Consider the following 26,433-nt stretch of genomic DNA (forward strand, 5'->3'; position numbering starts at 1 on the left):
GGACTCCCTGACACCGAATCGGAAAATTCTCTAAGGCGTTTCGCCCCACAGCAATCTCGTGCGTCGGCCCGAGCTTCAGTTGCCTTCCGCTCATCCACAATTTCCGTGGACAACCCTGTGGATAAGTCCGTGGACAAAGCTTGCCGATATCGGCTGTTCAAGCCCTTACATTAAGCTGACCAAGTTCTTTACAGAATGGCGCGCCATTATCACTTATTGACATATCTCACTGATATTACGCAACTTTTTAAGGCGCAAACTTCAAATCAAGCACTTATGCTCTGCCTGTAAGTGACGGCTTACACAGAATACGCATGTCAAGTCTTGACAGTGGATAACTTCGAGAAAAAAGCCGAAAAAGCGAGACGCAAGGAAAAAAATGTGGAGTAAGTCATGCGAGTGCGCTGTCGATTCGGCAGGCCGGACGCTCGAGCAACTTATCGGTATGCGACCGGACGCTACAATAAAGCTCGAGTTGTATTATGCGCGCACAGTCCCCATGATAAATCGAACGGCGGCGCCCCATCACGCGGATGGCGGATGAGACCGCGACACCGGATCAGAAGGAAAAACAAATCATGAAAACGGCAAGCGTATATCGGAACTATTATCGCCAAAGAACAGCAAATCAATGGCAGAAGATCGAAGCGGAGATCGGCGATCCCGGAGCGATCCGGCCGTTCCTGGCCGGCAATTGGAAAATGAACGTGATCCCACGGTCCGGCGTCGCGCTCGCCGCAAGAATCTTCGATCTTTGCAAAGGCGTAAAAGACGTCGATATCGGCTTAGCTCCTCCCTTCACCGGACTCTCTACGCTAGCCGATTACATCAAGCCGGATTTTCTCCGGACGGAATACGGCCTTGGGCGGAACGTATTCCTGCTGGCACAGGACACGTTCTTCGAATCCAAAGGCGCGTTTACCGGAGAGATCTCAGCCGAAATGCTCGCGTCGATCGGCGTCGACCGCGTCATCATCGGACATTCGGATCGCCGGACCAATCTCGGCAAATATTTCGGATTCGGACCCAGCATCGCAAAACGGTTATCCAAAAGTTTTCTCTTGCAGGAATTGGAGCTGCTCAGGACCAAGGACGACGCCGATCGGCAAATTCTCGCGGCCCTCGAACACTTGGCCTCGGAAGCAAACCAAGACGTTTTGACGGGGATACAGCGGTTTCTGGAAGAAGAGCTGATCGAGCGGGCCGGCGAGAGCGACGAAGTCATACAGAAAAAGGTTCAGGCTTCCTTGGCCCACGGACTTCAGGTGATCCTCTGCGTCGGCGAAAACAAGGAAGCCAGAGAAACCCATGAGACCTTCAATCTGCTGGATCGGCAGTTAAGACTGGCGTTTGAGGTCGTCTCGCCGAGGACCGCGAGCGAAGTCGTGATTGCCTACGAACCCGTCTGGGCCGTCGGAGAGGGCGCAAAACCCGCAAAACTGGAACAGATCAGCGAAGTGCACGACTTTATCAGGAATTTGATCATGGACCTGTACGGCGAGCAAATCGCATCGACGATCCGAATTCTGTATGGCGGAAACGTGAAACCCGACAATATCGCCGAGATCATGAGTATTGCAGGGGTAGACGGCGCCTTGGTGGGCGGAGCGAGTCTAAAAGCATGGGATTTCGCGCAAATCATCCGGTTTGGCTTGGAATGCCTCTGTTATTGAGCCCCGCTGTGGCGGCTCACTCAGCTCCGGCAGTTCTCATATCGGTGCCGTGTAATTGCTTCGGCACAAAGATCGATTTTCGACAAATGCAGTCCGTAGGATGTACTGATCATCGGGAAGTGCCCTTCGACTGAGCTCAGGACAGGCATCGTTCGCGATCGATGGGGGCTCATGCCGTACAATCCCTGTCCGGCGCCCTATGGGCGGCTTTGCCGTGCACCAGTTCGTCGGGAGCGAACTGGAACGTGCGAAGCACGGCCCGGAGGGCGAGTTTCAGGAGTGAGACGAGTAAATCGGCCTCGCCGCGCTACGCTGTCCCGCTTCGCTCGCGAGTCCAGGGCAGCCCGTCCTACGCAGGCTGCCGTTGGAAAAACAGAAAGCCGCACAAAACAGGATTCGATTAAACTGCCGGAGCAATATTCGCCTTCCAATAATCCCCTGGCTCCCGATAAACTGGGAAATTACGTCGGACTGTGGGAGTATAGCGCTTAGTATATTCTTGAGGCCTATACCTGGTATTGCAGATCTTTTGTCGTTGCCTGGCGTATTCTTAACGTGCTATGCCTTCGCGTTCGGCCAGAAAATATCAAGCTTGAATTGAGATTTGAATCTAAATGGTAGATCAAGACTCGCGACAGAACGACCATGATCTATAAAGATTAATCCCGTGGCGGGTCTTCTTGTAGCGGATCGGCCCTTTCTTCTATACCAGCTTCGATCAAGAAGCCAGCCTTCCCCTCGAACCGCTCGGTAGAATCTCGCGAATCGTTCACGGAAGTTCACTCCATCAATTTGAAAAAGCTTTTCGGCGCTCCGCATATCGGGCATTCCCAATCATCGGGAATGTCTTCCCAACGAGTGCCCGGCGCAATACCACTGTCGGGATCGCCTTGTGCTTCATCATAGATGTGTTCGCATTCCAAACAATGGTATTTCTTGAAATCCGACATAAAAGCTCTCAGTTCCAATAAAGGTTTCAGGATACAGAAAAGAAGGATGAGCCACTCAAGCAATATCGATTCGCGCGCGATGAAGCGAGTCATACCGACACCGGCTCATATCCTCGCCGCTTACGCTGATTGCGAACGTTCGACAACTTCGCGACCGCATCGTCGTATGACGGGCACGGCATATGTTTCATCCGGCCCATAGGCGACCCACGACGCCCCCAGATTCGGGTCAGTACCCAATCGCCCCACAGGTCCTGTTGTAGATGAATCTCGTAATACCGGGATTCCTTCTCCCAACGCAGTCGAACGGGCGCCGTTTCGGATGACTCGTCAGTCATGGAGTATGCAACGGAATATCGAGAAGAATGAATCGCACCCTAACACATAGCGCCCGAATGACCAACCGAGTACAACGGGGGTCCGATTTGTCGCGCGTTGTGACGCATTCGACACGTCCCTTGAACATCAAAAGTCCGGATACCGCCGGCGATGGGCAATGCTACCGCCAACCCGTTTGTCTCATCGGCAGCTGCTTTGCCCATCGCCACTTTGTTCATAACCGGAAAAGATAAAACCTAATTGGCATCATTTACTCCGAGCGTAACCATCTCTGGCCATACCCAGGTCCTGGTTCCCGCCGGTATAGTTCCGGTATCCATGACACATGGCGAGATTAATATAATATGAAAGAAGGGTTCTCCATACTTTTTGCCAACACCAGTAATTCTGGCAATACAATGACAGTTATTGAATGTAGCATTAACTATGGCACCTGGTTTCATATGGGTAATCCCTAATTGGTTTCACAGTCAATTTATGAGATCACTCCAAGTGAGTGGAGTTCATCGAAGATCACGCCTGTCCGGCATCAGTTAGGCTGAAAAAATGAAGCTCACATTTCATAAAATAACAGAAATCGAGGACCGCAATAAAGCAGGCCCGAAACTCCAAGGCGATGCTGCGAGGCTGATCAAAGAGGACAGATTGAGAGCAGCGGATGCCGAGAAGATGCGCTGTCGTCAGCAGCGGTCAGGCGTTATATCTGCGCTCGAGCGGGGAGCACTTTGACGCATGATTCAGCAACCTGCGCAACGCGTCCAAACCGCAGCACGCTGAAAATCGCACAGCAGCCACGTCGATACTCCATGATAAAGAAACGTTCAAGGCGTGATTGTCAGCAAAAACTTTGGCCCACGTCCGATGCCTATATTATGAAAGCTCGATAGAAGAAAGCTTATGATTCGATTGACATTCGACAGCGGCGCGGGAGGTCGGCCCGAACAGATCGGACCGGCGCCCTGGTTTCGCGTCGGCGGCAACGCCATTCGCCAAGGGCCGCAAGGAAGCATCGTGGCAGCCTATCGCAATCATTTTTGGGAAACTCAAGGCCGACACTTTACGCGATACGACTGCAAAGAGCCGGTGCGAATCTCGTTTGAGAATGCCACTGGCGAACCATCGGAGTGGTTCGGACCGTTTGCTTATGTTTCATGCGTGGACGGCGTGGTATATGCCGAGGAACAGCTGTTCGCCAAATTTCAAGAAGAAACGGTCATTTGGCATTGTTATTCTACCGATACCTACTGGCCTGTCCTGATGCTTAGCCCGCCATAAAAAGACCGAATAAAATCCCGGACTTCCTCTCCGTCTTATACCGCCTCTCGGATTAGCCCGTAAGTCAGACCCAAAACCAGGGTAATCGCTGCCAACCCCAGCAGATGACCGGCACTCACGTCTTGAACTTCGAGAATAATGAACTTGCGAACTACGGCCAAAAGGGCAATCAGCGCGACCAGAATGGTCAATCCGATCACGATCGTCAGGACAAACGCAACCAGACTCTCGAAACGCTAGTAGTAGGAAAGAATCGCCCATTCCTCCTTCGTCGCTTTCCACCCATTAGAGATCTGCATTATCGACTCAAGCTTTCGTAGGTCGGCAATCCTTTGCCAATCGCAAACGGTCGCTTTAGTCGCGACCCTTCCGACGAAGACGTTCGGTCGGGACGTGGCGTCGGGAAGGGGGGCTTCGGCGCTCCAATCGCAAACGGTCATCCCAGGAGCGCTGGGATGACCCTTCCAATCGCAAACGGCCTGGCCGGGAGCGCCGGCCAGCCCCTTCCCGAAGACGCCGTTTGCGATTGGAAGGGGGACTTTGGTGCTCCCAAAGTTCCCGTTTGCGATTGGAAGGGGGACTTTGGTGCTCCCAAAGTTCCCGTTTGCGATTGGAAGGGGCCGATTAAAGGCCCGTTTGCGATTGGAAGGGTCGCGGCTAAAGCGACCGTTTGCGATTGGGAAAGGATTCCCGACCTACTCGCGAATGCCCGTACAGTAGGCATGAAAATGCTCTAAGTACATTCAGGGAAGTCTTGCGGCATAGGCAACCTGCAGGACAACCCCGCCAATCAAGCCAATCAGTCGAGATTCCGCAAATATTTGCGGAATGTACTTAGCGCGCAACTGCGCGTAAACGTTTTAAACGATATCTTCGGCTGTACATTCGCTGCCCCAATCCGCCATTCGACGCAAGAATTGCGGAGTGGCATGCAAGCGTCTCCCGCGCCAATTCTGGATGGGTCTCACGGGTTTACAATTCAAGGCGGAAATAAGCAGGCAACACTCCGTTGCCTTCCGGATGCCGGTTTTCGACTCCCGGAATGATTACGATAACGACAGACCGCCCTTATGATGTCTTCCGTTTACGGTGCTCTGTCGCTTTCCCCATTTTTATTGATTTTCACCGAGACGGGCCAAATAGCGGACAACCCCAGATACCCGTAGAGAAAACCTCATGAAATACTGGCCCTTGTTTTTGACATTCACCCTACCGCTCTGCCTCCATGCCGAAGAGCGTCCGGTCAATTACTGCAAAGATCCGCAAAAAACGGCCGAATGGGAAAAGAACCTCGCCGACACCCCGGAAGATCCGCTAATCATCAAGCTTTATGCCCTACGAATCGGGCTCTGCAAAATGGTCGACGAAGGTAAAGTCGAGCTCGATGAAGCCATCCGGATCTGGGATATCGAGCACGCGCGAAGCGTCAACGAGCGGCTGCTGGATGAAATGAAGCGCGGCCGGAAACGAACGCTCTGAACTACAGGACATCGGTCGAGCAATGAACGCCAGCGCCCTCCGTTAGCAACGTACGTCTTTACGGTTGCGAGTCGGATGATGGCAGTCGTAAGCGTTCTATCCAGAATTTTGAAATGATTCAGAAATCGACCGCCCGGTACTTCCAGCATCTTCCCAATCCCTTCGATTTGGATGGAAAGCCATAAGCTCAGCCCGTCTTTGCTTGGAATTAGGGAAAAGCGTTTTCACTCGTCCGGCGACGATCTAGTGATCCGGCACTACGTAACTTTCCACTACGGCGGCGATAATCCGGCAAGGCGAACCGATGGCGGCCAGCGGCACCCGGGTTCAGGTTTCCGGCTACCACCGTCTCTCAGCCAAAAAATGCTTGGCCTACATTACGGATTACAGTTGAGAACGGTATCGCCCTGATCGGCTGCACAGACGTCACGGTCGGCGTGAGGGCCGCCGTTGACCGTATCGTTGCCGCGGATATGGTCTATGACGCCCACGTCTTGCGCGGACGCCCCTATCAGAACATCGGGTTTGCCATCGCCATTCACATCCCCTACCCAGCCACGCCTTGGCCGAACTGGGCATAGGCCTGAGGTAACGGGTCATCTAGGAACAGTTATGAAGGCCACGATTCGTCACCACTCGGAAATGCTTCCATGCGGCGCTTGCCTGATTAATGAGACTTTCAAGGCGGGAAGGGAGTTGCGTGAAGGATCCGGCTGGACGCCTTCGAATGCGCGCATTTTGGGGAAAGAAAGACGGCTACTACTCAGGAAGAAAGCTGACTTAGAGGCGCTGCGGGCGGATGCGCCGAACTCTCAAGGCCACGGTAACGAATGCACACCGGCCGCCCCGTCCTCAAAATCTGCCCAGTCGCACGGTTCCCGAACTCCGGCCAGGCACTCACGTTGAACCCGATCGACCACCCGCTGCCGCGCCGCCGGATTGGCCGCGCGACCTCAAAAAACTTTTGCGCAAAATTTGGGCAGCACGCCAAAATAAAAAAGGCCTGCATCGCTGCAAGCCTTTGATATTCCTGGTGGGCCGTGCTGGATTCGAACCAGCGACCACTGCATTAAAAGTGCAATGCTCTACCGACTGAGCTAACGGCCCAAAGAAGCGGAAATTATAATGACTGATTTCTTGTTCTTCAAGTCCATTACAAATGCTCTTTGCAATCCGCGACGGATCGAAGATCGGAATGAGCATTCATAATCTCTGGGCTTTCGTGTGCCTTCGATGGAAGGGATAATCACGGCTTCTCCCGCTTGCACCGCCGGCCCCACTCTGTCTCACTGTCTTTCCAGATATCCATGGCGCGCCTGAAATCCCCGCGCGCGTAACATTGCGTTATCCTAACCTGCCTGACAATTACTAAATCTACCAAACTATCGGCTATCGACCGGTCTTTTCCGGTCGTCGCATGAATCAATGTGGTGATCTGCGATTACCGCCATTACCGAAACTGCGCCGAGCTATGAGATTCACAAGAAGTCTTTTCAATACGCTGCTTTTATCCTTTTTTCTTTTCGCCCTGAGCGGATGTGTTTATTTCCGGCTGCTGGAAGCAAAAAATCAACTGGCCGACTTCGAACGGAATTTCCGGGTTCAGGTGACCGATGACCATTTTCACCTTGATTTCTTGCACCCGGTGCTATTGAGCGAGGATTTCCGCTATCTAACCAAACTCCATCCCAGCCGAATCGAAAAATTGCCACAGGGGTACCGGTGGTACCTGGATTTCCACCAAATGGATAGCCCTGCTCAGCCGGGAAAAACCATCGTTTTCCGCATGACGTTCAACGGGAAAGACAAACTCTCCGGCTGGGATTTCTCGCCGGTTTTTCTGGAAATGGCCCCCGCGACGTTTCTTGAGGCATCGATCAGGTCTCTCGGCAAAGGCAAGGTTGACGAGGGTCGTCGACAGTTGAAGGTCGATGCGGAAGACCTGCCGAGGGTTTCGGCAGCCCCTCCAAACCGGCGAAAAATTTTGGAAGTGTTGGGCCAACCGGCGGAAGAATCGCTGAAGGACGGTATGACGCTTTACGTTTACCGATTCAAGGCCGACGCCGTTCCGCTGGGTGAAGAAGGCGAAAATAGGCGGATTGCCGTAGCCAAACTTTATTTCAATCCGGTTACGGACGAATTGGTAAGAATGTCCAGCCGCTTTGTAGGCTTGAAGATCGCCATCGATTACCGAAAGCTCATCCAACTGAGCGGTCCCGGTTGAGATTTGTCGGTAAGAATCACCAGGGAACCTTCAAACTGTCTCACGGTCATTACAGTAAATACCAAGTGTTTTCCTTGGTTTTTAAGTTAAGACCGGAGGTTGTTATGGCCGTATTAGAAGCTACGACGTTAGTACTGGCACTTGGAACGATGTTCGGTATATTGATTTCTCGCTTCAAGTAATTCAGTAGTTCGTTAAATACGCGGCAGGTGTAAATGTCAGCGCCCTGGTTGAATAAACGCATCGGCTGCGTCATTTACGAATCCCCGCGCCGCCCGTCTTCGCCAATTGGACTAAGGACGGGCGGCGTTTTTTTTCGGCTCTATTCGGTCCTGCAATCGACCTGTTGTAAGCCCCGGACCACGAATCATTAGCTCTTTTTTAACCGCACGATGCCCATCAGCCTCAAACCCAAGCGTTCGTAGAAGGGTTCGCTGATGCCTTTGCGAATCTTGCGGATGAAGTACTTCTCGAACGCGATCTTGGCCAGGTGTACCCAACGCCCCTTGCTGGCCCAGGTGACGTTCCGCGGCGGAATCTGGGGACGGGCGATGAAGGCCACGCCGGTATCGCCGAGATCGGCCAGGCACAGGGCATTCCAGGTGCCCTTATGGGAGGGCTCCTTGCCGTCCAGTTGCTCGCGGATATTGTGCGCGGTAGCGGTCACCATAGATTCGATCATGTAGCCGGTCTTGGGCGATCCCGTGGGTACGGGCGTGGCTTCCACCGGCGGAATGGCCACGCAGACGCCGACCGAGTAGATGTTCTTGAAAGTCGGGTTGCGCTGATACTCGTCGATTAGCACGAACCCCCTCGGATTCACCAGCCCTTCGATTCCGGCCACGGCATCGACGCCCTTGAAGGCGGGAATCATCATGGCGTGCTTGAACGGCAGCTCGTGCTTCTGCTTTTCCTGTCCCTTCTCGTCCACCTCAATCACATGCATCACGCCCTTCTCGATGCGGTCCACCTTGGCATTGGTGATGGCCTTGATGTGATGCTGGCGCAGTTCACCTTCCAAAAGACCCTTGGTGTCGCCCACGCCGCCCAAGCCGAGATGGCCGATATAGGGTTCGGAGGTAACGAAAGTGATCGGCACCCTGTCGCGAATCTCGCGCTTGCGGAGATCCGAATCGGCGATGAAGGCGTACTCGTAGGCCGGCCCGAAACAGGATGCACCCTGAACTGAACCGACGATGATCGGGCCCGGGTCCTTCACGAACTCGTCCCAGAATTCGCCGGCTTCGGCAGCGTGATCGACGTGGCAGACGGACTGCGTATGCCCGTGCGGACCGAATCCCGGCACTTCCTCGAACGCCAGCTTGGGCCCCGTGGCGATGACCAAGTAGTCGTAGTCGACATTGCTGCCGTCGGCCAGCTCGACCTGGTTTCGGTCGGGATGAACCCGAGTCACTTTCTGGTTGATGAAGTTAATCCCTTTTTTCTTGAGCATCGGCGCCAGTTCGACCTTGATGTCGTCCGGCTTTCGCCATTTGACGGCCACCCAAGGGTTCGACGGGACGAAGTGAAAAGTCGGGCTGTCCGAAATGACACAGACCTCGTCTTCTTTCCGGGCCAGGTGTTTCATTTCGAGAGCCATCGGAACGCCGCCTATGCCGGCGCCTAATATAACGATGCGGGCCATGATCAGCCTCCTCCGTTCTAGTTGTTAATCAGACTTTTGGTCGAACTACTTTGACGAACTACGCGACGCGCCGATCTCGCCGGCGTCCATATTGCATTCTGCCTCCAGCCACATCGCGTTGATGATGCCGAATGCGCAAGCGAAACCGACACCCAATATCCAAGCGAAATACCACATGTTTCTACCTCAATATAAAGAATGCTGATCCTTCAGCACTTTCTCCGGCGTAACGCTACCCCACAACACCCTATACACCCAGCGGGTATAAGCCAGAACGATGGGCAGGAAGATCACCGTGATCCAAAAGGCCAAAGCCAGGGTGAAATGGCTGGAACTCGCGTCCCAGATAGTCAGGCTGTGATTCGGATCGGTCGACGAAATCACGAGATACGGAAACAGTCCGAAGCCGAGCGATAGCAGCACCCCGGTGATGCCTAGCGAACTGAACAAGAAAGCTCCGACGGACGTGTGCTCCAAGGCCGAACGCCAAGCCAGGAGCAACCCCCCGAAACCGAGCGCGGGCGCGATCAGCATCCAGGGATGGGACATGAACTGACGCAGCCAGCCGGACGTCATGGCCACCGTCTTGTTGAGCGGGTTGGACGGGGCATCCGTACCCGGCATGGCGGTGATCTCCGGAAGATTCATCCCGAAGACAACCCACAGGGCCGCCAGGGTCACGGCGCCGATTACCACGGGCCCCAGAACCCGCACCACCGCCAGTGCTCGACGGTAGAGCACGCCTTCGGTGCGCCACTTGAGATAAATCGCACCGTGAAAAAGGCTGATGAGCAGGCCGAGCACGCCGCAGAACAGCGCGAAGGGATTGAGCAGGGCGAAGAAGCTGCCGTCGTAATACGGCCGGAGATCGGCATCGAAATGGAACGGCACTCCCTGAACCAGATTGCCCACCAGAACGCCCAAGAGGATCGGCGGCACCGCTCCTCCGATAAACAGCCCCCAATCCCAGGCATTGCGCCAGGCGGGATTCTCCAGCTTGCTTCGATAATCGAACCCCGCCGGTCGGAAGAACAAGGCGAACAACACCAGCAGCATGGCCACGTACAGCCCCGAGAACAGAGTCGCATAGACCAACGGCCACACGGCGAACAAGGCACCTCCTAAAAGGACCAGCCACACCTGATTGCCTTCCCAGGTTCCACCGACGGTATTGATGACGGCGCGGCGTTCGAGGTCGTTGCGGCCGACGAACGGCAGAAGCGCGCAGATGCCGAAATCGAATCCGGAAGTCAGGACGAAGGCGATGATGACCACCCCGGTAAACAACCACCAAATGATTCTTAGAGTCTCGTAATCGAACATGGTTTTTTTCTCCCGGTGTTACGACACTGACGCGGCCGGATTCGTCTCGAAGTGATACTTCCCGGTATGCAGACTGCTCGGCCCCAGACGCACGTACTTGATCATGAGGAACATCTCGATGATCAGCAGAGCGGTATAGAAGAACACGAATCCGCCGATGCTGAACCAGAGCTGGTCGGAACTGATGTTGGACGCGGACAGATGGGTCGGCAGCACGCCCGAGATGGTCCAGGGCTGACGGCCGTATTCCGCCACGAACCAGCCGGCCTCCGAAGCGATCCACGGCAGCGGGATGCACCAGGTGGCGAGCCTGAGCAGCCATTTCTTTTGGTCGGCTACGCGCGTCGCGCAGAAATAGAAGGCCATGGCGAACACAAACAGCATGGTGAACCCGGCCGCGACCATCAGGCGGAAAGTCCAGAACAAGGGAGCCACCCGCGGAATCGTGTCGTTGGCCGCCTGTTGAATCATCTCCTCGGAAGCGCTGGCCGGATCGGCGGTGTACTTCTTCAGCAACAGGCCATACCCGAGGTCGGTGACGTGCTGGTCGAACAAAGTCTTGGTCGGCTCGCTCTTGTCCCCTGCCCGAATTTTCTGCAACTGACCGTAGGCGATCATGCCGCTTCGGATGCGCTTGGCGCTCTCGGCCCGGAGGTCCTTTAAGCCCTTGACATCCTCGTCGACGGAGCGCGTGGCGATGAGTCCCAGTACGTAGGGCACCTTGATGGCGAAATGGGTCTTTTCCGCTTCCTGGTCCGGGAATCCGATTATGGTGAAACTGGCCGGCGGCTCGTGGGTGTCCCATTCCGCTTCGATGGCCGCGAGCTTGATCTTCTGTACCTCGCCCGAGGTATAACCGCTTTCGTCGCCGAGAACGATCACCGACAGCACCGAAGCCAAACCGAACGCTGCCGCGATGGAGAACGAACGGCGGGCGAAGCCGAGATCGCGCCGCCGGATCAGGTACCAGGCGCTGATGCCCAGCACGAACATGGAACCGGTGACATACCCAGCGGCAACGGTATGCACGAACTTGACCTGCGCCACCGGATTGAAGAACACGTCCGCGAACGACGCCATCTCCATGCGCAGGGTCTCGTAGTTGAACGCGGACCCGACCGGGTACTGCATCCAGCCGTTGGCGATGAGAATCCACAAGGCCGAGAAGCTGGTTCCGAAGGCGACCAGCCAGGTGACCGCCAGGTGCTGAACCTTGGTCAGTCTGTCCCAGCCGAAGAAAAACAGGCCCACCAAAGTGGATTCCAGGAAGAAGGCCATCCAGCCTTCGCTGGCGAGGATAGGGCCGAAGATGTCGCCGACGTAGTGGGAATAATAGGCCCAGTTGGTTCCGAACTGGAATTCCAGGGTGATGCCGGTGGTCACGCCCATCGCGAAGTTGATGGCGAACAGCTTGCCCCAAAACTTCGTCATGTCTTTATAGACTACCTTCCCGGTCATCACGTACACCGACTCCATGATGGCCAGAATGAAGGCCAGCCCCAGGGTCAGGGGCACGAACAGAAAGTGATACATGGCCGTGAGGCCGAATTGCAGCCTCGACAGGTTGACGATTTCTTCACCGGATATCATTTGATGCTCTCCTGGCGGACAAGAGGCGTGCGGTCTGATGAAAACAGATCCGCGACGGCGGGTTTCGGGACGTTTGGATCATGCCGGAAGAACGCGAACCACAAGACACTCAGCAGGACAATCTTGAGGACCAGAGCCAAGGCAATTTCCCACCGGAAATGGTCGCGTCCCTTTGAGAAATCTGAAGTGACGTTATTCATATCGAGTTTCCGGATGTTATTGATTCGTGGGCCACGGCGCTGCGTTACCCATTGTTATCCGGTCTCACGAAAGAAAAAGCCGTCCCTGGCCAGGGGGGGAAACGCCGTTCTTTAGGGTTGGTCCCGCATGCTCGCTGATGACGGCGGATGCAGCCCGTCATCGTTTCCGGAGGGATTAGCCCTATATCACAGTTTGCTAATGTATTAACAAGCTCCGTGCCAAGCCGTATAACCCTTCCCTAGCAGGCCAGGAATCGGCTGCACCGCGATTTCGACGTTTCACCTGAAACGGCATTGAAACGGCGCGGTATATCCTGAAACAAAATGAAACTTAAAATACATCCGAGCGCTGACAGCCCTCGTCAAGGCAAGACCTTGCCCTTGCGCCGCTGCAAAGTTCAATTCGGTACAGGCGACGGGGGGCCGGCGAAAAACTTCGGTCGACAGAAAACGGAGCTCGAAACTCGTCCGATGGAGAACCTTGGGTGAAACCTGAGTCCCGATCCCCGCGTCTCAGGCGTAGTTCTTCGCGTCACAGCCACTGCACGCAACCCCAGGCAATCAACCCGAAGCCGATCAGTTTTCGTGTGCTTTCCCCTGCGCCGGGAACGTAGCGCTCCGCCAAGATCGCAAGGGTAATCAATCCCATCCACAGGACGTTCATGATGCCCACGGCGAACATCACCAGCATCTCCGCCCAACAGCAGCCCACGCAATAAAGACCGTGATGCAAGCCCAGTCGCAATCCGCCGCGCCAGCCGGGCCGTCCATGACTGAGAAGAAATCCCATGGGTGCGCGGCAGTGGCTCAGACAAGCCGTTTTCCATGGCGTGAATTGATAAAGGCCGCTCATAATCAGAATGGACCCGGACACCATGGAGCTGCGGCTATCCATCATCGGGGTTAGCCATCTCAAGCCGTGGAACTGCCACTGAAGCAAAGTGGCGATGATCCCGAACCCTACCCACAGCACGAAATAACCCAGTAGAAATGTCGGCAGATTAATCCGCGTTTCCGCCCGTCGCCCTCGGTCGATACGCACGATCAGCATCGTCATGGGCGCAACCACCGGCAGCATCATGGCCAGCATCATGATCAGCCACATCGACGCGGTCAGCCCGAAATCGGTCAAAGACCAACGCCAGGTACCGGTCGGCGGCATCCACATCCGGTCCATGGGCAAGCTGTTCATCGCCACTTGCTGCTGATAGAGCGCCCACCACGCGGCGATCGTGGCGGCGCCCAGTCCCGCGGCAATCAGCAAACCCTGGATCGTACTCTTAGAAATTCTCGCCGAAACGGCCATGGCCTAGGAGTGATATACGAAAGGGGAGAAATAGCCGTTGCGCCCGGAAAACTCCCAATCGAAGCCATAATCCCGATAGCGGTAAGACCCCGACTTCGCCACCACGGAAGGGTGAGACGGCACCACGCACAGAGGCGGATTGGCAATCGTGGCCTCGCCGCCGGCTATGCCGTCGATGGCGCGGATACTCACTTCCGCGAGATCGGACATCAGAAGACGCCGCTCCTTGCCGAGAGCCTCGTAGGTCATGGGCACGTGCTTCACACCGAGTACCTGGCCGACGAACCCCGCCAGTACGGCTGGATGTCCGCCGGACTGGCCGGAAAAGATTCGGACCAGAGCGTCCGACTGGGCACTATCCGCCCGTTCATCGAGATAAAGCGCCGCCTGCCAGTTGCCCTCCTTCATGTGTCCCGGCGCATAACACGCCAAAACCACATTGAGCCCGTCCAGCGTAACGCCTTCCGAACGACCTTTATCGATATGCCAGGCGACGAGCAGCTTGCAATCTCCTTCGCTAGGGGGATTGAACCACACGCACGGGCAGGCCGTTTCGCAGTTGCACGCTTCGAAATAGTTGCCTTCCAGATGCCAGGAATTGGATGTACTCATGAGTCGACTCCGTCAGATATGCTCGTTGAATCGGCGTTTTTGGATAAATTCCGGTCTAAAACCGGGTTATCGATCCTTGGCTGTCTTGGACCTTTGAGGGCGAAACAGCGACGGATCGATGTCGAGCTCGCTCAGTTTCAGATATACCGCGCGCGGCGTCAGCTCCATCCATTCCGCCACCTGGTTGACGTCGCCCTGAAAACGCTTCAGCGCTTGCTCGAGGTATTCGCGTTCCGCTCGGTCCAAGACCTGTTTACGGATTGCCTTCCAGCCGCTTTCCAAAGGAGCGGCGCGATTCGGCCCGAGTTCGGCGTCTTTAATGAAGTTACTTTGAGTGAACAGCACCGCCCGTTCCAGGACGTTTTCCAGCTCTCGAACGTTGCCGGGCCACGAGTATGCCCGTAGCCTGTCCATGAGTTCGGCCGTCACGCCATGGATTTGCTTCCGGTAGCGAACGGCCAGACGCTTCAAGATCAGGTCGACCAGATGAGGGATGTCTTCCGGTCGTTCGGAGAGCGGCGGGATCTCCAATTTCACGACGTTGATACGGTAGTACAGATCCTTGCGGAAACTCCCGTCGGCTACTGCCTTTTCCAAATCGCAGTTTGTGGCGGCAATGATCCGCGTGTCGACACTCAAAGTGCGGTGCCCCCCTACCCGCTCCAACTCGCCCTCCTGCAATACCCGGAGCAGCTTGGTCTGCACCGCCGGCGTCAGTGAATCCACCTCGTCCAAGAACAAGGTTCCGCCATCGGCCCGCTCGAAATAACCCCGGTGAACCTCGATGGCACCCGTAAATGCCCCCTTCTCGTGGCCGAACAGCACGCTCTCCACCAAACCTTCCGGAATCGCCCCGCAGTTCACGGCGATGAAGGGTTTTTCGCTGCGCTCGCTCATGGCATGGATAGCACGCGCGACCAACTCCTTGCCTACCCCCGTCTCGCCGCGGATCAACACCGTGGCCGGGGTAGGCGCCACGATTTCGATCGCTCGCAATACCTGCTGCATGGCGGGCGACTGTGCCACGATGACCGGCCGTTCGACGCCCGGGAGCGTGGGACAGCGGCCGCTCATTTGGCACCATATCCGATGCATACGCTCTTCGATGCGGGCTTGTAAGTCGCCGGCAAGCGTCTGATCCGGCTTAGACTCCGGTTGGTTTCGATATTCGACCCCCGACAACCCTGCGGCGGTCTCGGGATTCAGATAGACCCCCACTTGACAGCCGTCATGGCCGAGCGCGATACGCCGCTCCAGCACGACCTTGGCGTAGCCGAAGTTGCGCGCCGCGATGGCGCCGAACACGCTGGACGTCATTCGGCACAATTCCGGTGAGTTCTTCACCCCCTCGCCGAACGGGCAGCAACTGCTGGCCACACGAATGCACTCGGCATCGCTGGAAACCAATGAAAAATGGCCGCCGATCTTATTCTTGAGTCCAATGATCAAGTCCGCGTAGCGCTCTCGATCGAGAGCCTCATCGAGGCCGTATTCGGCGCGGAACGTCTCCTCGAAAAACCGGCCCGCGCTACGGGCGATTCGCTCGATGATCTGCTCCGCCTGCGCCGTGCCCGCCTCCTCGCACAGATCCATCAGTTCGATGACGAAGGTCTGGAGAAATCCAATCGGCGTCAATTGCGAAAAGCTTGCCTGGTTCATAAAGGGCGCTCGTGCTACATCATGGACTTAATAGCCTAAACCTGATTTTCGAATTAAGAAATCATTTTTCATCAACTGAAATAACATTTCATAAACATATCGAATAGCTATTTACTACAATACTGATTTTATTGGCTTTTTTCGTTAAATAATCCTGGCATACAAGCTGCTGCAAAATGCACGTCCCACTTTAGGACACTGGCGCAATCTGATTACAACATTACAAAAAGAACATTCCACGAGGATAACTTTTATGTCTCAAGAAAGACCGCCGCTCGATCCGCATCCCTTAAGTCCGTATGTTTCCTGGGCGGGACACCGCAACCGCGATCCGATCCTGGAGGTTTTCAAGCAGAAATTCCCGTCGACACCGGGCAACGTCCTGGAGTTCGCCAGCGGGAGCGGCATGCACATCAACTATTTCGCGCCATATTTCCCGCATCTGACGTTCCATCCGACCGACCTGAACGAGCACGCCCTGGAAAACATCATGCGGGTTACCTGGGAAAACCGAGTGCAGAACGTCGCACGGCCGAGCCAGCTCGATCTGACGCGCGATGAGACCTGGCCGAACCCGGACGAGCGGCGCTTCGACGTCATTTTTGTCATCAATATCTTCCAGGTGGCTCCGATTTCCGTCGCGGACGGCATGATGAAGTGCGCCTCGCAATTGCTGAACGAGGACGGCTTTCTGTTTGTCTACGGTCCCTTCAAGGACCACGGCCGATACACCACCGCATCGAATCATGAGTTCGATCAGATGATCCACTCAGCCGGGGTTTCCGAGTGGGGCCTGAAGGACATCGCCGATTTGGAAAAAGCGGCGAGCGCTTATGCCCTGGGGTTGAGCGAGAAGATAGACATGCCGGCCAATAATTTCGGCTTGATCTTTAGCCGAAGTTAGCGAACCGAACGGGTACCATGATATGAACGACCATAAAGCTGTCGTCATCGGGGTTGGGCCTAGCAAGGGTTTGGGGGCCGCCCTCGCCCGCCGTTTTGCGCGCGAGGGACTCAGGGTTTATCTCGGAGGCCGCACCGCCGAAAAACTGGAGCGCGTCGCCGCGGAAATCCGAGCGGCCGGCGGCCGGGCGGTTCCCGTCGTAACCGACGCCACCGTCGAAGGCGACGTCATATCCTTGTTCGAAACGGTTTCGGGCGATCCCGGCGAGCTGGACATTGTCGCCTGCAACGTGGACAGCAATCGCCGGGCACCGCTGCTCGAAACCAGCGGCGACATGTTCAGACAGCTTTGGCTGCAGAACGCCTACGCCGCATTTCTGGTGGGACGGGAAGCCGCGCGGCTGATGGCTGATCAAAGGCACGGGACCTTGTTCTTCACGGGCGCCAGCGCTTCGCTACGCGCCCGTCCTCCGTTCACCGCCTTCGCCGCGGCAAAAAGCGCTCTACGGGCGCTGGCTCAGGGCATGGCCAGGGAGTTCGGACCGCAGGGCATCCACGTGGTGCATGCCATCATCGACGGCGTCATTGACGGCGAGCGGGCCCGAAACGCATTTCCCGAATTCGTCGCCCAAAAAGGCGCCGACGGACTCCTCGATCTCGACGCGATTGCCGATACCTACTGGCAGTTGCACAATCAGCACCGAAGCGCCTGGACGCACGAATTGGACCTGCGCCCGTTCAAGGAGCCGTTTTGATCTCGTTTCCTTTGCCTCTAAATGGAGAGGGCTCCGTTTGCGGAAACATAAATGTCGGGAAAGGATTCCCGACCTACTGGACAACACAAGTTCGTAGGTCGGCCATCCTTTGCCGACGCCCGTTTCCACGCTTCTTTTCATCGAGCGGCTACCCCGGCCATTCCAAGCGGTCTAACATGCGGACAGTCCGCGATTTTCGGAGACTCGCCGCCATGGATACCTATCTTTTGACATTGGGAGCGCTGCTCGTCGCCGTGCTCAGCGCATTCTTCGTCGGGGCCATCCCCTACCCTTACGGCTGGCTGATCTTGACCGCACTGCTCATAGCCCGGTGGCTGCAACTCAAGCAAAGCGATGATCGAACCCGGCGACGTTAGCGTCTGATTCGGGTAGCCGTCCGTCCGAACGCCTATTTGGTGAACTTGAGAGTCATCCGGTCGCTCTCCCCGATCGCAAGGTAGCGTGCCCGATCTTTTTCGCCCATCCGCAAGGTCGGCGGCAGAGTCCATACGCCTTCCGGATGATCTTTGCCGTCTTTGGGATTGGCGTTGATTTCCGATTTGTCGGCCAGCTTGAAACCGGCTTTTTCGGCCAAAGCAATCACATAATCCTCGGTCACATAGCCGCTTTTCTTCATATCCTCGAGCGAAGTGCCGGGCTTCGCGCGATGTTCGACCACGCCCAGCGTACCGCCGGGTTTCAAAACCCGGTACATGGCTTTGAACATCTCGTCCGCCGTACCGTCCGCCATCCAGTTGTGCACGTTCCGGAAGGTCAACACCAGATCGGCCGTGCCCGGCGGTGCAAAATCGGCATCCTTCGGATTCTGCATCGAAGTCGGCACAACCCGGTCGTAGACGTCCGGGCGCACCTTGAGCTTGGCTTCGTATGCTTTCTGTATCTTGACGGCGTAATCGGGCATGCCCGGCCGAACCGGGCCGAAGCCGGCCGCGTAGAGCTTTCCCTCGTCACGCAGGACAGGAGCCAGAATCTCCGTATACCAGCCGCGTCCGGGCGATATTTCGACTACCGTCATATCCGGCCGCAGTCCGAAAAATTGCAGGGTTTCCTTGGGATGCCTGTATTTGTCCCGCTCACGATTTCCGGGGTCCCGGTGATCGCCTTGAAGCGCCCGATCCAGCGATTGGTCGAGCGTAGCGCTCTCCGCCAACTCCGGCGCCGAGACGATTCCGCTGATCAGCGCACCGAACAAAAGGGTCTTGAACATCTGTGCCAAGGAATGCAATTTCATGCTGGTCTCCATGCTTTTCGGGAATAATGTGACGTTCTCTTTTGCTTCCGGCGCAGAAGCAACCGCGCCGTATCCGTATTCACCCGCCCGGTTCTATCAAAATCGCCAGCCGAGGTAAACCAAGCCCCTGAAGGAGACGATCGTTCCGAACTGACTTGCAACCAAAAAGCTCGGACCGCTCGATCGCTTGTTCTACAATCGTTTGGAATATTCAACCAAGGAGAGAGATTCCCATGCATTGGAGAGAATGGCTAGACCGCAACGTTCTCGACCTCGGCCGCCAAATGCGCCTGAGCTATCTTCCGCCCCTCATGGTCTACATGGCGGCCGGAATTTCCGGACTGACCGGCATCGTCGGCACCTTTTTCGTCAAGGAATATCTGGGCCTGTCCGCGGAGTTCCTGGCCGCCCTCAGCTTTTGGATGATGCTGCCCTGGACCTTGAAGATGCCTATGGGGCATCTGGTCGACTTGATCTGGCGCCACAAGTCCGGCCTCATCATTCTCGGTGCCGGGCTGATTTCCGCCAGCCTCTTGATCATGATCGGTCTGCTCGACAAACCGGACGCCATGCGCGAGCTTATGCCGATCGAAACCTGGTACGTTCTTTCCGCCCTGCTGGCGCCGGTCGGTTACGTATTGCAGGACACGGTGGCGGACGCCATGACCGTCGAGGCCGTCCCGCGGGTGGATCGTGAAGGCCGCCCGGTCGGCGAGGAACAGCTTCGCCTGGCCCACACCACCATGCAGACCCTGGGGCGAGTCGCGATCATCGGCGGCACCGTTCTGGTCGCCGCCGTCAACGTATACCTTTTCAGCGGCGTCGAAAACCTTGGCGAATTGGAGAAAGCGGCGGTTTATCTTCAGATTTACCGCCTGGCGCTGATCATTCCGGCCGTTTCCGTTCTTGGCGTGGCGTTGGCCGCCGCTTTGCGCTGGCGCGACGTACAGCGGCTAGCCGCCCAAGGCTTCGAGATGGACCAGATCGAGCGGTTCCTGGGAAGACCCATGGACGAATTGCCCGAGGCCAACTGGTGGATTCTGGGCGGCGGCCTGGTGTTCGTCCTGTTCTCGGCCAGCATGGGCTTGGCCGCCGTGCCACTCAACGAGGAAATCATCTTCGCGGGTTCTCTCGGCATCGTATTGTTCCTGATGCGGCAATTGACCCGAGACCTTCCCGATCGCGCGCGACACGAACTCTACGCCACGGCTATCGTGATTTTCGCATTCCGCGCGATCCCCACGACCGGCGCCGGTTCGACCTGGTGGATGATCGACGAGCTCGGTTTCGATCAACAGTTTCTATCTCAGCTTTCGCTGGTCGCCAGCGCATTGACGCTGTTCGGCATGTTCATCTTCCGCCGCTTCATGGCCGAGCGTCCGATCACCTATATCATTGCCTTCTTGACCATTGCCGGCGCCGTCCTTTTCTTGCCCAATATCGCGATGTTCTACGGATTTCACCATTGGACCGCCGCCCGCACCGGCGGCGTCGTCGATGCCCGGTTCATCGCCCTGATCGACACGGCGCTCGAGTCGCCCCTGGGCCAGATCGCGATGATCCCGATGCTCGCGTGGATCGCCAACTCGGCTCCGGAAAGGCTCAAGGCAACCTATTTCGCGGTCATGGCCGCCTTTACCAATCTGGCGCTATCGCTCTCGCAACTCGGCACCAAATATCTGAACCAGATATTCACCGTCACGCGCGAGGTCAGAAATGCCAGCGCCGGAGCCGTGGAAATTCCCGCCGATTACAGCGAGCTCGGCGCGCTGTTCATCACCGTCGCCATCGTCGGACTGGCGATGCCGATGGCGGCTATCTTCTTCGTCAAGCGCTCGCTGTTGGCGGAACCGAAACCCGAACCGGCCGCCGCGACCGGCTTCGAGCGCTATTGACGGGCTGAGGCACGGCGATCGAATAGGGTCACGGTGGACGTGAAGCTCTGGTCAGTTCCTGCCTTGTCGGGATAAGAAACGATCCAGCTGATTCGCGAACGCCTGGCGGTCGCCCTGGCTCAACGACGAGGGGCCACCCATTTCGACCCCGCTATTGCGCAGCTCCGTCATGAAGTTTCGCAACGTCAGTTGTTCGCGGATATTGTCTTTCGTGTAGAACTGCCCCCTCGGGTTGAGCGCATAGCCACCCTTCTCGACGACTTCGGCGGCTAACGGGATATCCGCGGTAACCGCGAGATCGCCGGGCTGAATTGCCTGAACGATTTTGTTGTCGGCCACATCGAACCCGGCGGGCACCTGAATGGCCTGGATATAACGCGACGGCGGCGTTCGAAGGGGCTGGTTAGCGACGAGAGTCAGCGAAATTTGCCGTTTTTCCGCCGCACGATACAGAATCTCTTTGATGACGTTCGGACAAGCATCGGCATCGACCCAGATTTGCATGACAAGTTTCTTCACTGGTTAAGGCTGCACCAAGTAAATCCATCCGCCACAGCCACCGGTGAATCATCGAATTGAGCTATCCTGCCCATCTTCAACCCATGCCCGTGATTCAGCCGATTGTAATACGAATGGTACCAAAGGACGCCTATACCATCGTTTGGCGCGAGCGGAACGTTCGCAGATTGTCCCAGTGATAGGCACGGAGTGCCATAATTATTGATAGTTAAGAAAGTAAAGCCACAAGTGCCCCCTCTCCCTCCGGGAGAGGGATGGGGTGAGGGCGATTCGAATAGGGCTTTACTTTCTTTACGCACAGTAAGTCAACCGTCAGTGCCATCATTGCTCTTTCACGGTGACATCGACCGGACCGCGATAAGCCTCCGCCTAATCGCCATCGGGTGCTCTGGCCCCTGCCTCAGCGATCGTGATTCGGTGCAAAAAACACGTTTTTCTGAATCTTCCGTATCGACGTATTGCGGCGAATGATGTCGGACAAGCGCGTTTGGCGCACCATAGCGAGATCCTTCCCCTTCAGGGTCCGCGTATACCAGTAGCGATCTCCGGAACGAGTGCGGTGGAACTGATCCATCAGTATGGCTCTCAGCGTTTCGCCCAACATCGTGCCGGGCATGTCGTCCTCGCAGAGAAGACCCACGAACATATCGATGTCGTCGACGTTGCCGTAAAGGCGCTCCAAGCTCGTTGCCATAGCCCGATCCGAGGTGATCTCGGAGAAACTGGATCTGCGGGGTAAGCCAAGATCCGCACGCGCGGTATTGAAATCGGGCAATCCCATGTCACGGCCGCGCTGGATATTGAACGCAACCAGATCCAACCCGCCGGCCTCCGGCGCACCGAACAGAAAATTGCGAACATCATCAACGATTTTTTCATCCAGCTCCTGCATGCGCTGCACCGCCACACCGCGGATGAGAGGATCGATGCCACGGCCGGCCAGCATGGGAGGCGTGGCCTCGAAGAATGCTTCCCGCAATGAAAGCGCGCCCTCCCTGATCGGCGAACCGTCTTCGTTTAGACGCAAGATTGACGGGCTGAGCATGGTATGCCCGAGCCGAAAGGCGGCTGTCGAAAAAAGCGAGCTGAGCCCCGGATGGACCCCGGCATCGTAGCTTGATCTCATATGAAGACCGCCTCGCCCCAAAAGCGCCGGCAGATATTCCTCGTACGTAACATGCTGAATTTCGGCGATGACGATTTCCCTGGCGCGCTGATACAGTTCTTCGTCGTCGAGATCCGGATTTGCCTCGCGAATTCGGTCGACCTGGTAATTGTGTTCGCGCATGAACAGCGTATGCATGGCCGCAAGTGTGGGCTGCTCGTTGGCCCGGATGTCGCCCGCGACGAATAGATCCGACGAAAAATTCGGTTGCTCGGGCGAACCCGCATTGGGTTGAGTCCCGTCGTTGTACGGGAGCAGATTGCCAGACGAACCTTTCAGATACGGCCCGGTCCGAAGCCAGCGGGCACGAGCGTCGTCGGACCCGTAAATCATGGAGCCGTCGATGTAAGCGGTAATTTCATTGATCTGCTCGCGCGGGTTGCCGGTGCTCGTCCCGGTGGCCGGATCGAAGATGGCGCGCGAGAAAGGCATCGTCTTTGTGCCTGTTCCCCGTGGATCGAAAAACGGATCTCCCGCTGGAATCTTGATCGGAAAGCTTTCGGCCGTTCCTTGGGTGAGTCCCATATCGTGGTCCAAAAATTGCCCCCAGGTCCACATGAAATCGCTCTGGCGGCCTTTCGCGGGAATCAGATCGTCATTTTGGGCGAAAACGGCATTGCTGATTTCGCGGGGACTCGGACGCGAGGCCCCAGCCGGCAAGGAAATGCCGTCCGTATAGTGAGCTCCGCTCGCGCTGCGCAGCAGGTAAGCACCGGCCATACCCCATGTCGGATGGGCGATGTTATTTCCGTAACCGTCGATGCTTCGGTAGTCCTTTGCATGAACGGCTCCCAACACGGAATAAACGGTTAGCGCCACCGCAGTCCAAAGCGCGGCGCCACCTCTTTCAGGAGTCTGCCGTAAATCGGCGGGGTGTTCGTCGGATTGCATAGCGTTTACGTCCTTGTGCGCTACTGTAAAAAGACGTTTTACCGGGCGTTAAGCATTTCTCCTAATGTCCAAATCCGTTTAGACCATCGAGTCAAACCGGTCGCACGACGCCCGCGAGCGCACCTGCTCGACCGTTAATCAATGAACCGAGCCCTGACCAAAGATGCATCTCCGGAAAAACAAAAAGTATCGCGACTTGAACAAATAATTACTCAAATGCGACACGAAAAATAATCAGGATGATTACCGATCAAGAATTCTGGGACAACCGCCCAAGCTTAGCGGCGAATCCAGGGAAGTTTGCGACGATGGTTCACGGCTGAATTTTCTTTACCGTCTCCTGTGGCCGGTTACAACGATACAGGCTCGAGTTCCTTTCGCGTCGGCCCCGATATCACCTTTCCTTCGGCATCGAAGCGCGAGCCGTGGCAAGGACAATCCCATGACTTATCCGCTTTGTTCCAGTGAACGATACAGCCGAGATGCGTGCAAACGGCGGATACAGCGTGAATTCGGCCTTCCTCGTTTCGATACACGGCGGTTTTTTTGCCGTGGAGATCGATGATCTCTCCTTCCCCGGGCGCAACCGTCTCCACCGTTTTTCTATGACCGGACGCCAATTTGTCCCTTAACCACATTTCCCCGACATGGACGTTCTCCTTCAGCAACTTTCCGCCCGATGCCTTGAGATTCACGCGCGTAGCCCGGTAGAGCTTCGCCCAGCGGTTGTGGTTGCCGATAATCTCGTCGGAAATGATCGTAGCGGCCACCGTGCCGTTGGTTAAACCCCAGGCATTGAATCCGGTTGCCGTATAAAGGTGCTTCGAGCTGGGCGTGAGATGACCGATATAAGGCACTCGGTCGGCAGCGTCGTAATCCTGATTGATCCACTCGTATTCGATAGAGGTGACCTGAAAGCGGTTTTGGACGAACCACCTGAGCTCTCTCGACTTCTGCGCCGTGTCGGCGTGCCCCGTCCGATAGCCCTGTCCCGAAACGATCAGCAACGGCCCTTTATCCGTCGGATGGACGCGAACCGAATATTTGGGCTCTCCCACCGACAGAAACATGCCGTCGGGGACTTGCTCCGGGGCAACTCGAATCCCGACGACGACATGTTGTCTCGGAAACACTTTGGCGAAGAATCCGCCTTTATCCAGAATGGGAATATTGGTGGCGATGACCACGTCTCGCGCCTCGACTTTCCCCTTATCGGTCAGCACCCGGCACGGGGTACCCTCTTCGACGTCCAGTACTCGAGTATTCTCGAAAACCGCACAGCCGTCGCCGCTCACCGCCTGTGCGACCGACAGCAGGTATTTCCGAGGGTGGAAACGCGCCTGGTGATCGAAGCGTACCGCGCCGGCAATCGGAAAAGGCAAGGTCGTTTCGGTGACGAAATCGACCGGCAATCCAAGCTTCGCGGCAGCTTCCATCTCGGCTTCCAATGCCGGCACCTGCTCCTCCGACTCGGTAACGGTAAATGCCGACTGACGCTCGAAATCGCAGTCGCTGCCGAGTTGCGTCCGTATGGTGTCGACTATCTCGATCGCGGCTTGATTCGACTCGGCATAGGCGCGAGCGCCGTCTTCGCCGAAAGTTTTGATCAGATAGGAATAGATAAGACCGTGGAGCGAGGTCAATTTGGCGGTGGTTCGCCCCGTGACCTGCCCGACGATCTTCCGCGAGTCGATCACCGCCACGCTGCGCCCAGCCCGTTTCAGCAGAAGCGCCGTGGTGAGGCCCACGATACCGGCACCGACAACGGCTACATCGACGGAAAGATCGCCCGGAAGTTCCGGATAGCCCGTTTCCGGCGTCGAATCGATCCAGTACGAGACATGTTTGGTGGGAATATCGGCCATCCTAGCCTCCGTTTAGTCCTTAGGGATCCCTGAATCGCTTACTAAACGTAAGCGTTAAGTCGCGAAACGAAGCGGCATGGGCACCGCTTCAGGGAAGATTAATCGTCGCCTCCAGAATTCGTCAACCGATCTCCTCGACAAGCGACACGCCGAAATTCTGTGCAAAGAAAAACCCCGCGGCAAACCTGCGGGGTTTTTGACGGCGTCACCGTTCAAGCGTTCCTACGTCCCGGCGGATTTGATCACCAGATTCACCACGGCAATGACGGCCACCACGAACAGCACCGTAAAAATGATGCCGCCGATGATATAAGCCTTGGCTGAGCCAAAGGCGAAATCGCGCTCCCGGTTAGCCGAGCTTTGAACGCCGAAAGCCGCCGCGACGACACTGGCAATCACCTGAAATACCGTAGGTCTTTTTGAATTAGAATCACCGGAACTCATAGTTGTCATCAAATCTGCCGAACAAAGCCTATTTTTAAGATGCGATCGTTTTCTTTTTGTTCAAATAAAATTTGACGCCAAAGGCAACTGCGGTAACCAAGAGAGCAATCGATATCGAGATCGCGTTACTGCTGATGACATCTTCATCCACGTTTAAGGCGTAAGTCCGCACGTAGGTCGCGATGAAGTACAAGGTTTGCACCGTGGCTATGGAAAAGAAGAACGAAACCAAGAATTTATCGAGCGCCCTGTATTCCGTGAACTCCATATGATCGAAGAACAGCTTGGTAATCGCGTAGCCCGGCAGAAACATGATAAAGATCGTGATCAGAATCCGTTTCGCGTAATAAAAAGGGGACGTGGTCGTAAACAACGACATCAGCACGATAAAGACCGCGCTAATTCCCAACATGCCCAGCCACATCGTTCGGTCATCTTTATTGAACTGAAAAAACTTATTCATATCCGG

25 protein-coding genes, 1 tRNA gene and 1 pseudogene are annotated in these 26,433 nt (G+C 56.1%); 8 read left to right on the forward strand and 19 right to left on the reverse strand.

The window, feature by feature from the left end:
- Window positions 1-578: 578 nt before the first annotated feature.
- Window positions 579-1,673, forward strand: coding sequence for a triose-phosphate isomerase family protein (locus tag ACR2TX_RS19090; protein WP_434130513.1), 1,095 nt, complete (start codon window positions 579-581; stop codon window positions 1,671-1,673).
- A gap of 779 nt (window positions 1,674-2,452) precedes the next feature.
- On the opposite strand, the gene ACR2TX_RS19095 is transcribed toward ACR2TX_RS19090, so the two are convergent.
- Complete coding sequence (locus ACR2TX_RS19095; RefSeq protein ID WP_077732138.1) at window positions 2,453-2,623, reverse strand: rubredoxin; 171 nt, start codon at window positions 2,621-2,623, stop codon at window positions 2,453-2,455.
- Window positions 2,624-2,712: 89 nt separating this feature from the next.
- A complete protein-coding gene (locus ACR2TX_RS19100; RefSeq protein WP_133716178.1) occupies window positions 2,713-2,961 on the reverse strand; it encodes a WGR domain-containing protein in 249 nt (82 codons plus the stop codon).
- Window positions 2,962-3,859: 898 nt separating this feature from the next.
- On the opposite strand from ACR2TX_RS19100, the gene ACR2TX_RS19105 reads away from it, so the two are divergent.
- Entirely contained in the window at window positions 3,860-4,237 is a 378-nt protein-coding gene (locus ACR2TX_RS19105; RefSeq protein ID WP_434130514.1) for a hypothetical protein, read from the forward strand.
- A gap of 35 nt (window positions 4,238-4,272) precedes the next feature.
- Here the strand turns inward: ACR2TX_RS19105 and ACR2TX_RS19110 are convergent, their stop codons facing one another.
- Window positions 4,273-4,437 carry a phosphate-starvation-inducible PsiE family protein gene (locus ACR2TX_RS19110; protein ID WP_434130515.1) on the reverse strand — a complete coding sequence of 55 codons (165 nt, stop codon included), beginning with the start codon at window positions 4,435-4,437 and terminating at the stop codon, window positions 4,273-4,275.
- A 976-nt stretch (window positions 4,438-5,413) separates the two neighbouring features.
- On the opposite strand from ACR2TX_RS19110, the gene ACR2TX_RS19115 reads away from it, so the two are divergent.
- A complete protein-coding gene (locus ACR2TX_RS19115) occupies window positions 5,414-5,716 on the forward strand; it encodes a hypothetical protein (protein WP_434112848.1) in 303 nt (100 codons plus the stop codon).
- 377 nt (window positions 5,717-6,093) lie between these two features.
- On the opposite strand, the pseudogene ACR2TX_RS19120 reads toward ACR2TX_RS19115, so the two are convergent.
- Together ACR2TX_RS19120 and ACR2TX_RS19125 are read right to left on the reverse strand one after the other, a co-directional pair.
- Window positions 6,094-6,264 (reverse strand): annotated as a pseudogene (locus tag ACR2TX_RS19120) (hypothetical protein); the annotation flags it as partial.
- Between the two features lie 483 nt (window positions 6,265-6,747).
- Window positions 6,748-6,823: transfer RNA gene (locus ACR2TX_RS19125), tRNA-Lys, on the reverse strand.
- A gap of 364 nt (window positions 6,824-7,187) precedes the next feature.
- Here ACR2TX_RS19125 and ACR2TX_RS19130 point away from each other — a divergent pair.
- Complete coding sequence (locus ACR2TX_RS19130) at window positions 7,188-7,940, forward strand: hypothetical protein (RefSeq protein WP_347257248.1); 753 nt, start codon at window positions 7,188-7,190, stop codon at window positions 7,938-7,940.
- A 370-nt stretch (window positions 7,941-8,310) separates the two neighbouring features.
- Here the strand turns inward: ACR2TX_RS19130 and ACR2TX_RS19135 are convergent, their stop codons facing one another.
- From ACR2TX_RS19135 to ACR2TX_RS19170, 8 genes are all read right to left on the reverse strand, one after another.
- Window positions 8,311-9,585 carry an NAD(P)/FAD-dependent oxidoreductase gene (locus ACR2TX_RS19135; protein ID WP_434130516.1) on the reverse strand — a complete coding sequence of 425 codons (1,275 nt, stop codon included), beginning with the start codon at window positions 9,583-9,585 and terminating at the stop codon, window positions 8,311-8,313.
- Window positions 9,586-9,630: 45 nt separating this feature from the next.
- Window positions 9,631-9,762: a cytochrome bd-I oxidase subunit CydX gene (gene cydX, locus ACR2TX_RS19140; protein ID WP_077731845.1), complete on the reverse strand. Its 132-nt coding sequence runs from the start codon at window positions 9,760-9,762 to the stop codon at window positions 9,631-9,633.
- 9 nt (window positions 9,763-9,771) lie between these two features.
- Window positions 9,772-10,908 carry a cytochrome d ubiquinol oxidase subunit II gene (gene cydB, locus ACR2TX_RS19145; protein WP_434130517.1) on the reverse strand — a complete coding sequence of 379 codons (1,137 nt, stop codon included), beginning with the start codon at window positions 10,906-10,908 and terminating at the stop codon, window positions 9,772-9,774.
- 18 nt (window positions 10,909-10,926) lie between these two features.
- Entirely contained in the window at window positions 10,927-12,498 is a 1,572-nt protein-coding gene (locus ACR2TX_RS19150; protein ID WP_434130518.1) for a cytochrome ubiquinol oxidase subunit I, read from the reverse strand.
- Complete coding sequence (gene cydP / locus ACR2TX_RS19155) at window positions 12,495-12,698, reverse strand: cytochrome oxidase putative small subunit CydP (protein ID WP_077731847.1); 204 nt, start codon at window positions 12,696-12,698, stop codon at window positions 12,495-12,497. Before cydP ends, ACR2TX_RS19150 begins: the two co-directional genes overlap by 4 nt.
- A gap of 532 nt (window positions 12,699-13,230) precedes the next feature.
- The gene (locus ACR2TX_RS19160) at window positions 13,231-13,962 is read right to left on the reverse strand and encodes a DUF2182 domain-containing protein (protein WP_166642438.1); all 732 of its coding nucleotides are present in this window, start codon (window positions 13,960-13,962) and stop codon (window positions 13,231-13,233) included.
- Window positions 13,963-14,007: 45 nt separating this feature from the next.
- A complete protein-coding gene (locus ACR2TX_RS19165) occupies window positions 14,008-14,616 on the reverse strand; it encodes a DUF1326 domain-containing protein (protein ID WP_077731849.1) in 609 nt (202 codons plus the stop codon).
- Between the two features lie 66 nt (window positions 14,617-14,682).
- Window positions 14,683-16,275, reverse strand: a complete 1,593-nt coding sequence (locus tag ACR2TX_RS19170; RefSeq protein ID WP_434130519.1) for a sigma 54-interacting transcriptional regulator — start codon at window positions 16,273-16,275, stop codon at window positions 14,683-14,685.
- A 253-nt stretch (window positions 16,276-16,528) separates the two neighbouring features.
- Between ACR2TX_RS19170 and ACR2TX_RS19175 the strand changes: the two genes are divergently transcribed.
- From ACR2TX_RS19175 to ACR2TX_RS19185, 3 genes are all read left to right on the forward strand, one after another.
- Complete coding sequence (locus tag ACR2TX_RS19175) at window positions 16,529-17,179, forward strand: DUF938 domain-containing protein (protein WP_077731851.1); 651 nt, start codon at window positions 16,529-16,531, stop codon at window positions 17,177-17,179.
- A 22-nt stretch (window positions 17,180-17,201) separates the two neighbouring features.
- Window positions 17,202-17,933: an SDR family NAD(P)-dependent oxidoreductase gene (locus ACR2TX_RS19180; protein WP_434130520.1), complete on the forward strand. Its 732-nt coding sequence runs from the start codon at window positions 17,202-17,204 to the stop codon at window positions 17,931-17,933.
- Between the two features lie 212 nt (window positions 17,934-18,145).
- Window positions 18,146-18,310: a hypothetical protein gene (locus tag ACR2TX_RS19185; RefSeq protein ID WP_166642439.1), complete on the forward strand. Its 165-nt coding sequence runs from the start codon at window positions 18,146-18,148 to the stop codon at window positions 18,308-18,310.
- A gap of 32 nt (window positions 18,311-18,342) precedes the next feature.
- On the opposite strand, the gene ACR2TX_RS19190 is transcribed toward ACR2TX_RS19185, so the two are convergent.
- A complete protein-coding gene (locus ACR2TX_RS19190; RefSeq protein ID WP_434112854.1) occupies window positions 18,343-19,185 on the reverse strand; it encodes a class I SAM-dependent methyltransferase in 843 nt (280 codons plus the stop codon).
- Window positions 19,186-19,418: 233 nt separating this feature from the next.
- Between ACR2TX_RS19190 and ACR2TX_RS19195 the strand changes: the two genes are divergently transcribed.
- Window positions 19,419-21,080 (forward strand): hypothetical protein, encoded by a 1,662-nt coding sequence (locus ACR2TX_RS19195; protein WP_434130521.1) that lies wholly within the window; start codon window positions 19,419-19,421, stop codon window positions 21,078-21,080.
- A 51-nt stretch (window positions 21,081-21,131) separates the two neighbouring features.
- Here ACR2TX_RS19195 and ACR2TX_RS19200 read toward each other — a convergent pair whose 3' ends face one another.
- The 5 genes from ACR2TX_RS19200 to ACR2TX_RS19220 all read right to left on the reverse strand — a co-directional run bounded on the left by ACR2TX_RS19200 (window position 21,132) and on the right by ACR2TX_RS19220 (window position 26,427).
- A complete protein-coding gene (locus tag ACR2TX_RS19200) occupies window positions 21,132-21,584 on the reverse strand; it encodes a YaiI/YqxD family protein (RefSeq protein WP_077731854.1) in 453 nt (150 codons plus the stop codon).
- 415 nt (window positions 21,585-21,999) lie between these two features.
- Window positions 22,000-23,655, reverse strand: a complete 1,656-nt coding sequence (locus ACR2TX_RS19205) for a peroxidase family protein (protein WP_434130522.1) — start codon at window positions 23,653-23,655, stop codon at window positions 22,000-22,002.
- 350 nt (window positions 23,656-24,005) lie between these two features.
- Window positions 24,006-25,520, reverse strand: a complete 1,515-nt coding sequence (locus ACR2TX_RS19210) for an FAD-dependent oxidoreductase (protein WP_434130523.1) — start codon at window positions 25,518-25,520, stop codon at window positions 24,006-24,008.
- A 222-nt stretch (window positions 25,521-25,742) separates the two neighbouring features.
- On the reverse strand, window positions 25,743-25,919 hold the full coding sequence (locus tag ACR2TX_RS19215) for a DUF2970 domain-containing protein (RefSeq protein WP_240502611.1): 177 nt from the start codon (window positions 25,917-25,919) through the stop codon (window positions 25,743-25,745).
- A 79-nt stretch (window positions 25,920-25,998) separates the two neighbouring features.
- Window positions 25,999-26,427: a hypothetical protein gene (locus ACR2TX_RS19220; RefSeq protein ID WP_434130524.1), complete on the reverse strand. Its 429-nt coding sequence runs from the start codon at window positions 26,425-26,427 to the stop codon at window positions 25,999-26,001.
- Between the last annotated feature and the right edge of the window lie 6 nt (window positions 26,428-26,433).

The organism is Methylocaldum sp. GT1BB (assembly GCF_051027545.1).
GTDB lineage: Bacteria > Pseudomonadota > Gammaproteobacteria > Methylococcales > Methylococcaceae > Methylocaldum.

Coding starts and splice junctions, on each gene's coding strand:
- ACR2TX_RS19130 (WP_347257248.1), top strand. CDS start 7,188: ATGAGATTCACAAGAAGTCTTTTCAATACGCTGCTTTTATCCTTTTTT.
- ACR2TX_RS19200 (WP_077731854.1), bottom strand. CDS start 21,584: ATGCAAATCTGGGTCGATGCCGATGCTTGTCCGAACGTCATCAAAGAG.
- ACR2TX_RS19185 (WP_166642439.1), top strand. CDS start 18,146: ATGGATACCTATCTTTTGACATTGGGAGCGCTGCTCGTCGCCGTGCTC.
- ACR2TX_RS19115 (WP_434112848.1), top strand. CDS start 5,414: ATGAAATACTGGCCCTTGTTTTTGACATTCACCCTACCGCTCTGCCTC.
- cydP (WP_077731847.1), bottom strand. CDS start 12,698: ATGAATAACGTCACTTCAGATTTCTCAAAGGGACGCGACCATTTCCGG.
- ACR2TX_RS19090 (WP_434130513.1), top strand. CDS start 579: ATGAAAACGGCAAGCGTATATCGGAACTATTATCGCCAAAGAACAGCA.
- ACR2TX_RS19150 (WP_434130518.1), bottom strand. CDS start 12,498: ATGATATCCGGTGAAGAAATCGTCAACCTGTCGAGGCTGCAATTCGGC.
- ACR2TX_RS19175 (WP_077731851.1), top strand. CDS start 16,529: ATGTCTCAAGAAAGACCGCCGCTCGATCCGCATCCCTTAAGTCCGTAT.
- ACR2TX_RS19135 (WP_434130516.1), bottom strand. CDS start 9,585: ATGGCCCGCATCGTTATATTAGGCGCCGGCATAGGCGGCGTTCCGATG.
- ACR2TX_RS19100 (WP_133716178.1), bottom strand. CDS start 2,961: ATGACTGACGAGTCATCCGAAACGGCGCCCGTTCGACTGCGTTGGGAG.
- ACR2TX_RS19165 (WP_077731849.1), bottom strand. CDS start 14,616: ATGAGTACATCCAATTCCTGGCATCTGGAAGGCAACTATTTCGAAGCG.
- ACR2TX_RS19105 (WP_434130514.1), top strand. CDS start 3,860: ATGATTCGATTGACATTCGACAGCGGCGCGGGAGGTCGGCCCGAACAG.
- ACR2TX_RS19190 (WP_434112854.1), bottom strand. CDS start 19,185: ATGAAATTGCATTCCTTGGCACAGATGTTCAAGACCCTTTTGTTCGGT.
- ACR2TX_RS19170 (WP_434130519.1), bottom strand. CDS start 16,275: ATGAACCAGGCAAGCTTTTCGCAATTGACGCCGATTGGATTTCTCCAG.
- cydX (WP_077731845.1), bottom strand. CDS start 9,762: ATGTGGTATTTCGCTTGGATATTGGGTGTCGGTTTCGCTTGCGCATTC.
- ACR2TX_RS19210 (WP_434130523.1), bottom strand. CDS start 25,520: ATGGCCGATATTCCCACCAAACATGTCTCGTACTGGATCGATTCGACG.
- cydB (WP_434130517.1), bottom strand. CDS start 10,908: ATGTTCGATTACGAGACTCTAAGAATCATTTGGTGGTTGTTTACCGGG.
- ACR2TX_RS19095 (WP_077732138.1), bottom strand. CDS start 2,623: ATGTCGGATTTCAAGAAATACCATTGTTTGGAATGCGAACACATCTAT.
- ACR2TX_RS19180 (WP_434130520.1), top strand. CDS start 17,202: ATGAACGACCATAAAGCTGTCGTCATCGGGGTTGGGCCTAGCAAGGGT.
- ACR2TX_RS19195 (WP_434130521.1), top strand. CDS start 19,419: ATGCATTGGAGAGAATGGCTAGACCGCAACGTTCTCGACCTCGGCCGC.
- ACR2TX_RS19220 (WP_434130524.1), bottom strand. CDS start 26,427: ATGAATAAGTTTTTTCAGTTCAATAAAGATGACCGAACGATGTGGCTG.
- ACR2TX_RS19205 (WP_434130522.1), bottom strand. CDS start 23,655: ATGCAATCCGACGAACACCCCGCCGATTTACGGCAGACTCCTGAAAGA.